Origin of the sequence: Salmonella sp. SSDFZ54 (assembly GCF_004010735.1) — a bacterium.
Lineage (GTDB): Bacteria > Pseudomonadota > Gammaproteobacteria > Enterobacterales > Enterobacteriaceae > Salmonella > Salmonella enterica.
Genome location: NZ_CP034819.1, coordinates 4558331 through 4572892 on the forward strand (window position 1 = coordinate 4558331; position 14562 = coordinate 4572892).

Annotated in this window: 13 protein-coding genes; 3 read left to right on the top strand and 10 right to left on the bottom strand. The window is 52.4% G+C overall.

Annotation, left to right across the window (positions count from 1 at the left end):
• Nucleotides 1–31 precede the first annotated feature (31 nt).
• Complete coding sequence (gene ppsA / locus EOS97_RS22670; RefSeq protein ID WP_000069340.1) at nucleotides 32–2410, bottom strand: phosphoenolpyruvate synthase; 2379 nt, start codon at nucleotides 2408–2410, stop codon at nucleotides 32–34.
• Between the two features lie 336 nt (nucleotides 2411–2746).
• Here ppsA and ppsR point away from each other — a divergent pair, with 336 nt between their 5' ends.
• The 3 genes from ppsR (at nucleotide 2747) to hemP (ending at nucleotide 5130) form a co-directional block, all read left to right on the top strand.
• Complete coding sequence (gene ppsR, locus EOS97_RS22675) at nucleotides 2747–3580, top strand: posphoenolpyruvate synthetase regulatory kinase/phosphorylase PpsR (protein ID WP_000370992.1); 834 nt, start codon at nucleotides 2747–2749, stop codon at nucleotides 3578–3580.
• A 155-nt stretch (nucleotides 3581–3735) separates the two neighbouring features.
• The gene (gene aroH, locus EOS97_RS22680) at nucleotides 3736–4782 is read left to right on the top strand and encodes a 3-deoxy-7-phosphoheptulonate synthase AroH (RefSeq protein ID WP_001082188.1); all 1047 of its coding nucleotides are present in this window, start codon (nucleotides 3736–3738) and stop codon (nucleotides 4780–4782) included.
• Nucleotides 4783–4938: 156 nt separating this feature from the next.
• Nucleotides 4939–5130, top strand: a complete 192-nt coding sequence (gene hemP, locus EOS97_RS22685) for a hemin uptake protein HemP (protein ID WP_000089115.1) — start codon at nucleotides 4939–4941, stop codon at nucleotides 5128–5130.
• 35 nt (nucleotides 5131–5165) lie between these two features.
• Here the strand turns inward: hemP and selO are convergent, their stop codons facing one another.
• From selO to pheS, 9 genes are all read right to left on the bottom strand, one after another.
• On the bottom strand, nucleotides 5166–6608 hold the full coding sequence (selO, locus tag EOS97_RS22690) for a protein adenylyltransferase SelO (RefSeq protein ID WP_000175665.1): 1443 nt from the start codon (nucleotides 6606–6608) through the stop codon (nucleotides 5166–5168).
• A 61-nt stretch (nucleotides 6609–6669) separates the two neighbouring features.
• Nucleotides 6670–7380, bottom strand: coding sequence for an anti-FlhDC factor YdiV (gene ydiV, locus EOS97_RS22695; RefSeq protein WP_127836205.1), 711 nt, complete (start codon nucleotides 7378–7380; stop codon nucleotides 6670–6672).
• 313 nt (nucleotides 7381–7693) lie between these two features.
• The gene (locus tag EOS97_RS22700; protein WP_001213256.1) at nucleotides 7694–8158 is read right to left on the bottom strand and encodes a C40 family peptidase; all 465 of its coding nucleotides are present in this window, start codon (nucleotides 8156–8158) and stop codon (nucleotides 7694–7696) included.
• A 76-nt stretch (nucleotides 8159–8234) separates the two neighbouring features.
• Nucleotides 8235–8984: a vitamin B12 ABC transporter ATP-binding protein BtuD gene (btuD, locus tag EOS97_RS22705; RefSeq protein ID WP_000080607.1), complete on the bottom strand. Its 750-nt coding sequence runs from the start codon at nucleotides 8982–8984 to the stop codon at nucleotides 8235–8237.
• Entirely contained in the window at nucleotides 8984–9535 is a 552-nt protein-coding gene (locus EOS97_RS22710) for a glutathione peroxidase (protein WP_001181565.1), read from the bottom strand. The genes btuD and EOS97_RS22710 overlap by 1 nt, the downstream gene beginning before the upstream one ends.
• 91 nt (nucleotides 9536–9626) lie before the next feature.
• Nucleotides 9627–10607 carry a vitamin B12 ABC transporter permease BtuC gene (btuC, locus tag EOS97_RS22715; protein ID WP_000954982.1) on the bottom strand — a complete coding sequence of 327 codons (981 nt, stop codon included), beginning with the start codon at nucleotides 10605–10607 and terminating at the stop codon, nucleotides 9627–9629.
• Between the two features lie 202 nt (nucleotides 10608–10809).
• On the bottom strand, nucleotides 10810–11109 hold the full coding sequence (gene ihfA, locus EOS97_RS22720; RefSeq protein WP_001229266.1) for an integration host factor subunit alpha: 300 nt from the start codon (nucleotides 11107–11109) through the stop codon (nucleotides 10810–10812).
• 4 nt (nucleotides 11110–11113) lie between these two features.
• Nucleotides 11114–13501 carry a phenylalanine--tRNA ligase subunit beta gene (gene pheT / locus EOS97_RS22725; RefSeq protein WP_000672402.1) on the bottom strand — a complete coding sequence of 796 codons (2388 nt, stop codon included), beginning with the start codon at nucleotides 13499–13501 and terminating at the stop codon, nucleotides 11114–11116.
• Between the two features lie 15 nt (nucleotides 13502–13516).
• Nucleotides 13517–14500: a phenylalanine--tRNA ligase subunit alpha gene (pheS, locus tag EOS97_RS22730; RefSeq protein ID WP_000018570.1), complete on the bottom strand. Its 984-nt coding sequence runs from the start codon at nucleotides 14498–14500 to the stop codon at nucleotides 13517–13519.
• Between the last annotated feature and the right edge of the window lie 62 nt (nucleotides 14501–14562).

Here is a 14562-nt window from a genome sequence, read left to right on the forward strand (position 1 = left end):
GGCGACGTTAACGCCGCCATCCGGTATTACACTACTTCTTCAGTTCCGCCAGACTCAGCCAGGTCTGAACCACGGTGTCCGGGTTCAGCGACAGGCTGTCGATCCCCTCTTCCATCAGCCAGGCGGCAAAGTCTTCATGGTCGGACGGACCCTGACCACAAATTCCAACATATTTGCCCTGTTTTTTCGCCGCGCGGATCGCCATCGACAGCAGCGCTTTCACCGCGTCGTTACGCTCGTCAAACAGTTCAGACACCACGCCGGAATCGCGATCCAGCCCCAGCGCCAGCTGCGTCATGTCGTTAGAACCAATCGAGAAGCCATCAAAATACTCGAGGAACTGTTCAGCCAGCAAGGCATTGGACGGGATCTCGCACATCATGATGATCTTCAGCCCGTTCTCGCCGCGTTTAAGCCCCTGGCGCGCCAGCTCTTCGATGACCGCTTTCGCCTGGTCGACCGTCCGCACGAACGGGATCATGATTTCGACGTTGGTAAGGCCCATATCGTTGCGCACGCGTTTCACCGCTTCGCATTCCAGCGCAAAACAATCGCGGAAACTTTCTGCGACGTAACGACCCGCGCCGCGGAAGCCCAGCATCGGGTTTTCTTCATGCGGCTCATAGCGTTCGCCGCCGACCAGGTTGGCGTATTCGTTGGACTTAAAGTCAGACAGGCGAACGATGACGCGTTTCGGGTAGAAGGCGGCGCCTAACGTCGCGATCCCTTCCGTCAGTCGACCAACGTAAAATTCACGCGGCGAGTCAAACCCTTTCATCATCTCACGAATGTCGTTTTGCAGCGCGGCATCCTGGTCGTCAAACTCCAGCAGCGCGCGTGGGTGAACGCCAATCATACGGTTAATGATGAATTCCAGTCGCGCCAGACCTACGCCTTCATTCGGCAGGCAGGCAAAGTCAAATGCCCTGTCCGGGTTGCCGACGTTCATCATGACCTTCAGCGGTAGCTCTGGCATGGTGTCTACGCTGGAGCTTTTTACGCTGAAATCCAGCATGTCGGCATAAACATAACCGGTATCACCTTCTGCGCAGGAGACGGTTACTTTTTCGCCATCTTTCATGCGTTCGGTGGCGTCGCCGCAACCGACTACCGCCGGAATGCCCAATTCGCGGGCGATAATCGCCGCGTGACAGGTGCGCCCGCCACGGTTAGTGACAATCGCCGCCGCTTTTTTCATGATCGGTTCCCAGTCCGGGTCGGTCATATCGGTGACAAGCACATCGCCAGGCTCAATACGGTTCATTTCGCCGATATCGTGAATAACTTTTACCGTACCGGCGCCGATACGATGACCAATGGCGCGACCTTCGGCAATGATTTTCCCCTGCGCATGTAGCGTATAACGCTCCATCACCTGGCCACGGGAGCGCACGGTTTCCGGACGTGCCTGCACAATAAAGAGCTTACCGGTATGACCGTCTTTCGCCCATTCGATATCCATCGGACGACCATAGTGCTGCTCAATCTGCACCGCTTGTTTCGCCAGTTCCTGCACTTCTTCGTTGGTGAGTGAGAAAATGTCGCGCTGTTCCTGCGGCACATCTTCAATCTTCACTTGCTTGCCGTGCTCCTGGGTGGCGGCGTAAACCATGCGGATTTTTTTCGACCCCATGGTGCGGCGTACGATGGCTGGACGGCCTGCCGCCAGGGTTGGCTTATGGACATAAAATTCATCCGGGTTAACCGCGCCCTGCACCACCATTTCACCCAGTCCCCATGCCGAGGTGATAAAGACCACCTGGTCAAAGCCGGATTCGGTATCGATAGAGAACATCACCCCTGACGAGGCGAGATCGGAGCGAACCATCCGCTGCACGCCAGCGGAAAGCGCTACGCCGCGATGATCATATCCCTGGTGAACGCGATAAGAGATGGCGCGATCGTTAAACAGAGAAGCAAATACGTGTTTCACTGCCACCAGTACCGCATCGAAGCCCTGAACGTTAAGAAACGTTTCCTGTTGGCCCGCAAACGAAGCATCTGGCATATCTTCCGCCGTGGCGGAGGAACGCACGGCAAAAGAGGCATTTTCATCATCCGACGAAAGCTGCGCATAGGCATCGCGGATGGCGTTTTCCAGCTCCGGCTGGAAAGGAGTGTCGATAATCCACTGGCGGATCTGCGCGCCCGCTTTCGCCAGCTGGGAGACATCATCAATATCTGTCTTATCCAGCAGCTCATAAATGCGCTGGTTTACGCCGCTTTGATCCAAAAACTGGTTAAACGCATCGGCAGTGGTTGCAAAACCATTCGGAACGGATACGCCCATGCCGGAAAGGTTAGTAATCATTTCACCCAGGGAGGCATTTTTGCCCCCAACTCTGTCTACATCATTCATGCCGAGTTGGTTATACCAAAGCACCAGCGGTGACGAGCCATTGTTGGACATCGAACAATCCTTTTGTGATAAATGAACGAGTTTAAGAAACACATAGTTGCGTATTTATCCTGGCATACTTAAACCCGCGAAAAAAACGGTGAATCGTTCAAGCAAATTTATTTTTTCATTTTTTCAGATTGTTTACGTAGTTGCGCAAACCCGCGCATAGCACGGCATTCCCTTAATCACCCCCGGTATAAACTGCGTTTCCAGGAAATGAAACACACTTTTCATTAATTATAAAAAGTGCCTGTCATTTTATAAAATAAGCGACAAGTTATACGTTTCCCGTTACTTTTAATTTATGCTTTCAGATAATTATGTTTACTCTTCAGGATGAACAGAATGGATAATGTTGTTGATCGCCATGTTTTCTATATTTCTGATGGTACCGCCATCACCGCCGAGGTCCTGGGTCACGCGGTTATGTCGCAGTTTCCGGTGACGATCAGCAGCATCACGCTGCCATTCGTGGAAAACGAAAGTCGCGCCCGCGCCGTCAAAGACCAAATTGACGCCATTTATCAGCAAACCGGCGTTCGCCCGCTGGTGTTTTACTCGATTGTTTTACCTGAAATTCGCGCCATCATCTTACAGAGCGAAGGTTTCTGCCAGGATATCGTCCAGGCGCTGGTGGCGCCGCTTCAGCAGGAGATGAAACTGGATCCGACGCCGATCGCTCATCGTACTCATGGGCTTAATCCGGGTAACCTGAACAAGTATGACGCCCGTATTGCCGCTATCGATTATACCCTGGCGCATGATGATGGCATTTCATTGCGTAACCTCGATCAGGCCCAGGTCATTTTACTTGGCGTTTCGCGCTGTGGAAAAACGCCCACCAGCCTCTATCTGGCAATGCAATTCGGTATTCGTGCGGCTAACTACCCTTTCATCGCCGATGATATGGATAATTTGACGCTGCCCACATCGTTAAAACCGCTACAACATAAACTGTTCGGCCTGACAATTGACCCTGAACGCCTGGCGGCAATTCGCGAAGAACGCCGTGAAAACAGTCGCTATGCCTCGTTGCGTCAGTGCCGCATGGAAGTGGCGGAGGTCGAAGCGCTGTATCGTAAGAATCAGATCCCCTGCCTGAACAGCACCAATTATTCCGTTGAAGAGATAGCCACCAAGATTCTCGACATTATGGGGCTTAACCGCAGGATGTACTAGCAAACTAGTTTAATGGGTTGATTTTTGTTATCATGCCGTTCTGCCTGCGAGGTGTGACACGCCTCGCACTTGAAATCAGCAGGGATTGGTTTATCGTGATGCCCATCACTTCCCGGTAGTCCTGCCGTTGAAGCAACAAACTTCTGAGACTTGTAATGAACAGAACCGACGAACTCCGTACTGCGCGTATCGACAGCCTGGTAACACCGACCGAACTCGCGCAGCGGTATCCTGTATCGTCCTCCGTCGCCAGTCACGTTACCGACTCCCGACGCCGGATAGAAAAGATTTTAAATGGTGAAGATCCACGGCTACTGGTCGTCATTGGCCCCTGTTCGATTCACGATCTGAATGCTGCCATGGAATACGCGACGCAGCTCCAGGCGCAACGCCAAAAGCATCAGGCGCGTCTGGAGATCATCATGCGCACCTATTTTGAAAAACCGCGCACCGTTGTGGGATGGAAAGGCCTGATTTCCGATCCTGACTTGAATGGAAGTTACCGCGTCAATTATGGGCTTGAACTGGCGCGTCGCTTGCTATTGCAGGTGAACGAACTGGGAGTACCGACCGCCACAGAATTTCTTGATATGGTCACCGGCCAGTTTATTGCCGATCTGATCAGTTGGGGAGCGATAGGCGCGCGTACCACCGAAAGCCAAATCCATCGGGAAATGGCTTCTGCGCTCTCTTGTCCGGTCGGCTTTAAAAATGGTACGGATGGCAATACCCGCATTGCCGTTGACGCTATTCGCGCCTCCCACGCCAGCCATATGTTTCTCTCGCCGGATAAAGACGGACAGATGACCATCTACCAGACGAGTGGCAACCCGTATGGGCACATCATCATGCGCGGCGGTAAAAAACCGAACTACCACGCTGAAGATATTGCCGCCGCCTGCGACACGTTGCATGAATTTGATCTGCCGGAACATCTGGTCGTCGACTTCAGCCACGGCAACTGTCAAAAACAGCATCGCCGCCAGTTGGAGGTATGTGATGATATTTGCCAGCAGATTCGTAATGGCTCCACGGCAATTGCCGGGATTATGGCCGAGAGTTTTTTACGGGAAGGCACGCAAAAAATTATCAGCGGTCAACCATTAATCTATGGTCAGTCCATTACCGATCCTTGCCTGAACTGGGAAGATACGGAAGTTTTGTTGGAAAAACTTGCCGCGGCGGTAGACAGCCGCTTTTAATAGCTCGCCCATCCTGTCGGGATGGGCGTTTCTTCGATGCGTTACCCGCCCTTTTCTCTCCGCGCGCGTATATCACTCCACAGAATTAGCACTTGCTGTTATCGCATTAATTATTGATAATAATAATCATTGTGAGTTTGATTATTAATAAATAGCATGTCGCGTATGGATAACACCGAGCTGCCTCACCCTAAGGAAATAGACAATGAAACGCTTCTCCCTGCCGCTGAACGGCGCGTCAACAGTCAGGCGCTATTAGGTCCGGACGGCAAAGTCATTATCGATCACAACGGTCAGGAGTATCTGTTGCGCAAAACTCAGGCCGGTAAACTACTGTTAACCAAATAGCGCTCCCGCCAGCAGACGATGCTGCTGGCATCAGGCTAACTTGAACAACTGACCTCCAGCCGCTTTCCCCACTCCGGTGGTCGGCTGGCATAGTCATCATCTCGATCGGTAAAAGGTTGACGTAAAACTTCATGCAACCGATGCAGTTCCGCCATGTCTCCTTGTTCAGCCGCATCTATCGCGCGTTGCGCCAGCCAGTTGCGCAACACAATCGCAGGATTCACGCGTTGCATCTGCTGCTGGCGCAGCGCGTCATCCACCGCCTCTGTGCGCAATCGCGCCCGGTAGCGGTCGAACCAGGCATCGAACGCCGCGCGATCGATAAACGTATCCCGCAACGGCGAGGAAGCGCTCTGTTGCTCCGTATGGCTTAACATCCGAAATGTACGGGTATAATCACTCCCTTCGCGTGCCATCAGACTAAACAATTCATTCAGTAAAGCGTTATCGTCTTTTTGCTCGGTAAAGAAGCCCAGCTTCTGGCGCATTCGCTGCCCATAGTGCGTTAACAACGCGTCCTGGTAACGATCCAGCGCTCTGTTTAACGCGTCGATCTCAATAAAAGGGGTTAACGTCTGCGCCAAACGTTGTAAATTCCACAGCGCCACCGACGGTTGATTATCGAAGCGGTAACGCCCCTGATGATCGGAATGGTTACCAATGAAGCCGGGATCGTAGTCGTCGAGAAAACCAAAGGGACCATAGTCGATGGTCAGCCCCAGAATCGACATGTTATCCGTATTCATAACGCCGTGCGAAAAACCGACGGTTTGCCACTCGGCGATGAGTCTTCCGGTACGCGCCGCCACCTCTTCAAACCACAAAGCATATTTTTCCGGGACATCCTGCCATTGCGGCCAGTAATGACGAATAGCGAAATCAGCCAGTTGCTGAACTTTTTCCGGCTCACGGCGGTAGTAGAAATGTTCGAAATGACCAAAACGCATATGACTTTGTGCCAGACGCATTAACATCGCGCCCGTTTCCTGCGTCTCTCGCTGAACCGGCGTATCGCTGGCTACGATAGATAACGCGCGCGTAGTGGGAATACCCAGATAATGCATGGCTTCGCTGGCAAGACTTTCTCGTATGGTTGAACGCAGGACGGCGCGTCCATCCCCCATTCGCGAATAGGGTGTTAATCCGGCGCCTTTCAGATGCCAGTCGAGGGTCGAGCCATCCGCCAGGAGCTGTTCGCCCAGCAAAATACCGCGTCCGTCGCCGAGTTGTCCCGCCCAGACGCCGAACTGATGCCCGCTATATACCTGCGCGACAGGCGACATACCGGGTAATAAGGTTTCGCCGCCCCAAACGCCAGCGCCATTAGTAGCGTCAAATAACGACGCGGGAATGGCTAACTGCTGCGCCAGTTCGTCGTTATACCAAATCAGTCGCGCATTTTTTAACGGTGTGGGTAAAAGCGCGGTATACGTTGCTGGCAGTTCATCGCGCCAACGGGCAGTAAAAGACAGGGTCATAGGGCCTCCTGTCTTCAGTGTAGACGGTTAATCACCGGTTAAACACCGGCAAACAGAAAGGTTATCGCTGAACGAGTTTAATGAGCTGGCTTACCGGCACCGAAGGCCATAGTCCGCCCTGGAATGCGCTAAACCCCAATGGCGCTGCGCGCGCAAACATCGCCTCAGTATCAATACCGGCAATCATCAGCGACTCGCAGCTGGAGGAGATCTGGGCAACAATAGCGTGCATGAATGGTTCGAATGAGATCATTTCAGCCCGCTGCTGAATAAAATTTTTATCCAACATGACTCGTTTGAAAAGCCCATCGAAAATAGCTTTAGTCGACGCCTCGCCTGCCCCAAAATTTGCCAGCATTAATGGGAAATGCATTGCCAGATTAGCTAACGTTTCATTGTTTTTGCCCTGGTTTAACCCAGGATAATTCTCATTTATAGCTAATTCAAGAAACGGAAAGCGCGCTGCACGGGGAAAAAGTTCGCTATCTAATAATAAGTCACTAATTGCAGGCGGTAAATTAAGCCATGCAATAAGTTTATGCTGAATAAAAAAGTGCTGACAGGTTTCTAACAACGCCAGTTTTTCAACAAACAGACAGTATTGTTCCTCCACCGAAAGGCGAGGCGCTACCAACTCAGTCGGCATCCGCACGGCGCCGTCTTCAGCGGCAAACGTTGCAATAATCTCTAAACCAACAAGCCGAGCGTTTTCATCCATGACGGGAAGGAAAAAGAGTTCGGAATGGTAAAGCTCATCAAGTGAAGCAATCATTACGCCAGTCCCATGGTTAGGGCGCTATTCGCCACCCAGTCACTACGGACGGAAACAGACGTAACTTCAGATACTAATTGAAGCGTCATCATTTTTCTTGTTTACCGGTGAACCGGTTCCTTTTTTTAACTTACTCTGATTATAAACCAATATTCAATCTTGTACTTTTAACAGGGCGTGAACACGCCCGTTTTTAATAAAAGTACGTTTGTAAATGCTACGGTTATATCATTATATATGATGACAACAGATGTCATAAGTTCAACCGGCGATATGTTAAAAATAGACTATAAAATTTATATCGTCTGCGAGGTTAAATTCGCCGTGCCTGCCAGAAGTTTTTTCGCCAGTACACATTATCCAGCGATGAACGCATCACGCCACGACTGGTAGAGGCATGAATAAACTCATTATTTGTATCGTAAATACCAACATGTAAACCACTTTCGCCCGAACCGGTTTTAAAGAAAACCAAATCTCCGGGCAGCAATTCATCTTTATCGATTCTGGTGCCGATTTTTGATTGTTCACGCGTATCACGAGGCAACTGCAAATCAAACTTGTCGCGCATAGTGACTACCACAAAGCCGGAACAGTCCACGCCTCTGCGACTCATGCCGCCGTAACGGTATGGCGTACCGCGCCAGGACTGCAACTGATCGTTCAGACCCGCAATGACGGTAATGGAGTCTGATAACCTGGCATTTGGCGCCGGTGCCCGATGAGTACTGCATCCTGCCAGGAACAATGCTGTGATAACAAGAAGCCAAAAACGCATGCCGCAACAATCCTCTGTTTTTATTTTGGTATTAATTTAGCGTCGAAATTACCTGCTTTTCAAGAAACGATTTTACTTAAGTGGCCGAAATGAGCATTGGATGCCCCTCGACGTCGAGTCGTCGAAAGCGCAGACCGTAGGCTTGCGCCAGATAAGAGGGGGTGAGCACCTCTTCCCGGCGGCCGCAGGCAATGAGTTTACCGCGCTTTAGTAACCAGGCTTTATGCGCATGGCGCAGCGTGTGGTTCAGATCGTGGCTACTCATCACAATCGCAATTCCTGCCTGACACAAATGATGTAATACCCGATCCAGAGCGTTTTGTTGCGCAACATCGAGACTGTTCATCGGCTCATCAAGCAGCAATAATTGACCGACCGGATTAGCGTCGGGATGAATTTGTAGTACAACGGCAGCAAGGCGAACGCGCTGCCACTCGCCACCGGAAAGCTGATTCACGCTTCGCCCCAGTTTGTCGCCCAATCCAAGCATATCGGCCACCTCGTTAAGCTGCCCGGTTCGCGTTTTATCCGGTTGATGCAATGTCAGGTAATGCCAGACCGGCATGGCGAACGGCGGATTTTGCTGTTGCGCAAGATAAGCGCGGTGTTGGGCAAGCGTTGCCGTCGCCCATGCCTCCAGCGGCGCTCCACCAAACCTGATGCTCCCCTCGCCGGAGGTTAACCCCGCCATACGCGCCAGTAGCGTGCTTTTCCCGGCACCGTTCGGCCCGACAAGATGAAGGATCTCTCCTGCGCTTACTTCGCCGGAAAGCGGCCCCAGGCGGGTGCTCTCGGCGACATCCTTTAATTGCATCAATTGAGACATTATTTTGCCAACGCGATTTTTATGCTTTCCATCACAATAGGATCTTCAGGCGTCATATCCGGCGAAAAACGCTGTACCACCTGACCATCCCGGCCTACCAAAAATTTTTCAAAATTCCACAGAATATCATCCGGATAGAGTGGCGTACGGCCTTTGCTTACCATCCGTTCGTAAAAGCCGCTCTTCTCCGGCGCGACTGCCGTTGGCGCAGCGGCTATCAGTTTTTGATACAGCGGATGGCGCGCGTCGCCATTCACATCAATTTTACTGAACATCGGGAACGTGACGCCCCAGGTGCTGGCGCAATAGGTTTTAATCTCCTCTTCGCTGCCTGGCTCCTGCCCCATAAACTGGTTGCAGGGAAAACCCAACACGACAAACCCCTGGTCTGCCCACGCCTTCTGGATATTTTCCAGCTGTTCATATTGCGGCGTCAGGCCACATCTGGAGGCGACGTTTACAATGAGCAGCACTTTTCCGGCGTATTTTTCAAGTGTAGTGACCTCTCCATCAATCGTCGTAACGTGAGTATTAAGAAGCGAGTTTTGCATGGTGTCTCCCTGATGTCGGTAGAATAGCGGGTTTCATCGTTAGCCTTTAATCATAGACTGCGAATGATGAAAGCAGTTGTTTACCGATGCGCTAACGCGCGGATTTGAGTAGCAGCCAGATAAACACTGGCGCCCCCAATGTGGCGGTGACCACCCCGATAGGCAGTTCAGCCGACGCCAGCGCCAGTCGGGCGACCACATCAGCCAATAGCAGGGCGATAGCCCCGGCCAGCGCGCAGCCGGGAAGTAAAACCCGGTGATCGGTTAAACCACATAAGCGCAGGATGTGCGGAATAACCAGACCGATAAAACCAATCGCCCCCGCCATCGCCACGCTGACGCCCACCATCCAGCCGGTGGCGATGACCAACAAATTGCGCCAGAACCACAGCGGCAGGCCAAGCTGCCGCGCCGAGGTTTCCCCTAGCGCCAGCATATTCAGCGGTTGCGACTGGCAACATATCCAGATCAGTACCGGGATGAGCGCAATCATTAGCCAGCTCTGCTGCCAGTCAACGCCGCCAAATCCTCCCATCATCCAGTACATTAATTGCCGCAGATCGAAAGAGGTGGAAAAATAGATAGCCCACGTCATCAGCGCGCTACAGATAATGCCCAGCGCGACGCCCGCCAACAACAAGCGGCTGGTAGAAAGATGGCGACGCGCAAAACGCAGCAGGATTAACGTAATAATGAGCGCGCCGGCTATAGCGCACAGCCCCAGCGCCCATCCTGGCAGTTGCCCCTGCCCCAGTAAGACGGCGGCAATAAGCCCAACACCGGCCCCATTCGAAACGCCGAGCAGACCCGGTTCAGCAAGTGGGTTTTCAAACAGCGCCTGCATCACAGCGCCAGATAGCGCCAGCGCAGCGCCAACCAGCAATACCGCAAGCGTGCGGGGAAGGCGAATTTGCCAGACAAACAGTTCCCCCCGGGCGCTTAACCAGTCACCGGGGGCAATCCACTGTTCGCCTGCGCATAAGCTCAGAAGTGTAGCCAGTAGCACCAGCAGTGACAGGCTCAGAAGCCAGCGAACGTTTCGTCGCTGTTGTTGGCGGGCAAAAGTCAGCATGTTATCCATTCAGCTGAAAAGAGGTAGCGTGATTTTACGGTGGGTATCCTTTACTTGAAAGAAAAAAGGCCGCAATGCGGCCTTTTTAGTTATACGGGTCATCTTTCAGGCTGACAGATACGCTGTCATCCCGCTGATCTACTTTCGGGATGGCAGCGTATCTGCCGCAATACACCCTGATGGATGTTATGCCTGGATCTGATTACTCTTCTTTGGGCGAAGCGTTTTCGACCCGGCTCTTTAACTTCTGCCCGGGTCTGAAGGTCACCACGCGCCGTGCTGTAATAGGAATATCTTCACCCGTTTTCGGGTTACGCCCCGGACGTTGATTTTTATCACGCAGATCGAAGTTACCAAAACCAGAGAGTTTCACCTGCTCACCGTTTTCCAGAGCACGACGGATCTCTTCGAAAAACAGTTCAACCAGTTCTTTGGCATCCCGCTTGCTAAGCCCAAGCTTATCAAACAGATATTCTGACATTTCAGCTTTTGTAAGCGCCATAGGTTCAATCCCTCAATGATGCCTGGAATCGCTCTTTTAATGCCTCTACACATTTGGCGACGGTAGCGGCAATCTCCTCTTCTTCGAGTGTACGGTTGGTATCCTGAAGGATCAGGCTGATAGCGAGGCTCTTATAACCCTCCGCAACACCCTTACCGCGGTACACGTCAAATAAGTTTACGCCAACTACCTGATTTACGCCAACTTTCTTACATTCGGATAAAATATCCGCTGCGGGAACGTTTTCTGCAACAACAACCGCAATATCGCGACGGTTGGCCGGGAAGCGTGAAATCTCCCGCGCCTGCGGCACGATACGGTCTGCGAGCTTATTCCATTCCAGTTCAAACACCAGCGTACGACCATTCAGATCCAGTTTACGTTCCAGTTCAGGGTGAACAACCCCAATAAAACCAATACGTTCATCTTTCAGATAAATCGCCGCAGACTGTCCCGGATGCAGAGCCGGATTCATCTCCGCCTTAAACTGGATATCACCCAGTTTGCCGGTTAAATCCAATACTGCTTCCAGATCGCCTTTCAAATCATAGAAATCAACGGTCTCTTTTGCCAGGTTCCAGTGCTCATCATAGCGGTTACCGCAAATCACGCCAGCCAGCATCAGATCCTGTCGAATACCCAGATTGGCTTGTGTATCCGGAACGAAACGTAAACCGGTTTCAAAAATACGCACGCGATTCTGCTGACGGTTTTGGTTATAGACCACCGTCGCCAACAATCCGCTCCACAGCGACAGACGCATCGCCGACATCTCAACGGAGATAGGGTTCGGCAGCAGCAGCGCTTCTGCGCCGGGATGGATGAGCTGTTGTACTTTAGGATCGACAAAGCTATAGGTAATCACTTCCTGATAGCCTTTGTCGTTCAGCATGGTTTTAACCCGCTTCAACGACAGATCGGCTTCACGATGCGTTCCCATGATTAAACCGGCCTGGATTGGCTCGTCCGGAATATTGTTATAGCCGTAAACGCGGGCCACCTCTTCCACCAGATCTTCTTCAATCTCCATATCGAAACGCCAGGTCGGCGCCACGGCTTTCCACTCGTCCTGCCCTTCGGTCACTTCACAGCCCAGACGACGCAGAATATCACTGACCTGCTCATCCGCAATATGATGCCCGATCAGGCGATCCAGTTTACTGCGACGCAGCGTAATGGTGGCGCGTTTCGGCAACGTTGCTTCGTTGCTCACATCAATTATCGGACCCGCATCACCGCCACAGATATCAAGAAGCAGACGAGTAGCGCGCTCTATCGCTTTATATTGCAGCGCCGGGTCCACCCCGCGCTCGTAGCGGTGAGACGCATCGGTATGCAGACCGTGGCGGCGAGCGCGACCGGTGATAGACAGCGGATTAAAGTACGCACATTCCAGCAGCACATTTTGCGTTTCGCCGTTCACGCCGGAATGTTCGCCGCCAAAAATACCGGCTATCCCCAGCGCCTTATGGTGATCGGCGATCACCAGCGTGTCCGCATTTAACGTCGCTTCGCTACCGTCCAGCAGGACGACGGTTTCACCCTCTTTTGCCATCCGCACGACAATACCGCCATCAATGCGATCTTTATCGAAAGCATGCATTGGCTGACCCAGTTCGAGCAGCACATAGTTCGTGACGTCAACCACCGCATCGATGGAGCGAATACCGCAGCGACGCAATTTCTCTTTCATCCACAGCGGCGTCGGCGCGTTAACATTGATGCCTTTTACCACCCGGCCCAGATAACGTGGACACGCATCAGCGGCCTCTACTGTAATCGGCAGCGTATCGCTGATAGTTGCCGTAACCGGCGCCATTTCAGGCTCCTGGAGCGGCGCTTTGTTCAGTACCGCCACATCACGCGCAACGCCGATGATACCTAAGCAATCCGCACGGTTCGGCGTGACGCTAATTTCGATGGTATTGTCGTCAAGCTTCAGGTATTCACGGATATCGGTACCCAGCGGCGCATCCGCCGGCAGTTCGATAATGCCGCTGTGATCGTCGGAAATCCCCAGTTCGGAGAAGGAGCACAGCATCCCTTCAGACGGTTCGCCGCGCAGTTTCGCCGCTTTAATTTTGAAATCGCCCGGCAGAATAGCGCCAATGGTGGCCACCGCTACTTTCAGCCCCTGACGACAGTTTGGCGCGCCGCAGACGATATCCAACAGGCGTTCTCCGCCGACGTTGACTTTCGTTACACGCAATTTGTCAGCGTTCGGATGCTGGGCGCACTCAACCACTTCCCCAACCACAACGCCATTGAAGCTTCCCGCGACCGGCTCAACGCCGTCTACTTCCAGGCCAGCCATCGTAATCTGGTTAGCCAACGCATCGCTATCAATTGCCGGGTTAACCCACTCGCGTAACCACAGTTCGCTGAATTTCATTGTTTTATCCTGCCTTTATTTAAACTGTTTGAGGAAACGCAGATCGTTTTCGAAGAATGAACGCAGGTCGGTGACGCCGTAACGCAACATGGTCAGACGTTCCATCCCCATACCAAAAGCGAAGCCAGAATAGATTTCCGGATCGATACCGACATTACGCAGCACATTCGGATGCACCATCCCACAGCCCAGCACTTCCAGCCATTTGCCGTTTTTACCCATCACATCCACTTCCGCAGAAGGTTCGGTAAACGGAAAATAAGAAGGACGGAAGCGAATCTGCAGATCCTCCTCAAAGAAATTACGCAGGAAGTCGTGCAGCGTACCTTTGAGGTTGGTGAAGCTGATGTTGGTATCAACAATCAGACCTTCCATCTGATGGAACATCGGAGTATGCGTCTGGTCGTAGTCATTACGGTATACACGGCCCGGCGCAATAATACGGATCGGCGGTTGCTGCGCTTTCATCGTCCGGATCTGGACGCCAGACGTCTGGGTCCGCAGCAGACGGGTCGCGTCAAACCAGAAGGTATCATGATCGGCGCGGGCCGGATGATGACCCGGAATGTTTAACGCATCGAAGTTATGGTAGTCATCTTCGATTTCCGGGCCAGTCGCCACGGTAAAACCAAGCTCGCCGAAGAAACTTTCAATACGGTCAATGGTACGCGTGACCGGATGCAGACCGCCGTTCTCAATACGGCGCCCCGGCAGGGAGATATCGATGGTTTCAGCGGCCAGACGGGCGTTAAGCGCTGCGCTTTCCAGCTCGGCTTTACGCGCGTTAAGAGCCTGTTGTACCTGCTCTTTCGCGGCGTTAATGACTGCCCCGGCTGCCGGACGCTCTTCCGGCGGCAGATCGCGTAGGGTCGTCATCTGAAGGGTTAAATGCCCTTTCTTGCCCAAATATTCGACGCGTACATTGTCTAACGCGGCAACATCTGACGCCTGGTTAATGGCGGCCGCTGCATTGGCAACCAGCTCTGCGAGATGTGACATGGTTTTCCTCATTGTGTCGGTGAAGACACCGGTTCATTGGACGTAATCTCTCGATTTCAGAT

Excerpts from the sequence above, each read along its gene's own strand:
- ppsA (WP_000069340.1), bottom strand. The coding sequence starts at position 2,410 with ATGTCCAACAATGGCTCGTCACCGCTGGTGCTTTGGTATAACCAACTC.
- ppsR (WP_000370992.1), top strand. The coding sequence starts at position 2,747 with ATGGATAATGTTGTTGATCGCCATGTTTTCTATATTTCTGATGGTACC.
- aroH (WP_001082188.1), top strand. The coding sequence starts at position 3,736 with ATGAACAGAACCGACGAACTCCGTACTGCGCGTATCGACAGCCTGGTA.
- hemP (WP_000089115.1), top strand. The coding sequence starts at position 4,939 with ATGTCGCGTATGGATAACACCGAGCTGCCTCACCCTAAGGAAATAGAC.
- selO (WP_000175665.1), bottom strand. The coding sequence starts at position 6,608 with ATGACCCTGTCTTTTACTGCCCGTTGGCGCGATGAACTGCCAGCAACG.
- ydiV (WP_127836205.1), bottom strand. The coding sequence starts at position 7,380 with ATGATTGCTTCACTTGATGAGCTTTACCATTCCGAACTCTTTTTCCTT.
- EOS97_RS22700 (WP_001213256.1), bottom strand. The coding sequence starts at position 8,158 with ATGCGTTTTTGGCTTCTTGTTATCACAGCATTGTTCCTGGCAGGATGC.
- btuD (WP_000080607.1), bottom strand. The coding sequence starts at position 8,984 with ATGTCTCAATTGATGCAATTAAAGGATGTCGCCGAGAGCACCCGCCTG.
- EOS97_RS22710 (WP_001181565.1), bottom strand. The coding sequence starts at position 9,535 with ATGCAAAACTCGCTTCTTAATACTCACGTTACGACGATTGATGGAGAG.
- btuC (WP_000954982.1), bottom strand. The coding sequence starts at position 10,607 with ATGCTGACTTTTGCCCGCCAACAACAGCGACGAAACGTTCGCTGGCTT.
- ihfA (WP_001229266.1), bottom strand. The coding sequence starts at position 11,109 with ATGGCGCTTACAAAAGCTGAAATGTCAGAATATCTGTTTGATAAGCTT.
- pheT (WP_000672402.1), bottom strand. The coding sequence starts at position 13,501 with ATGAAATTCAGCGAACTGTGGTTACGCGAGTGGGTTAACCCGGCAATT.
- pheS (WP_000018570.1), bottom strand. The coding sequence starts at position 14,500 with ATGTCACATCTCGCAGAGCTGGTTGCCAATGCAGCGGCCGCCATTAAC.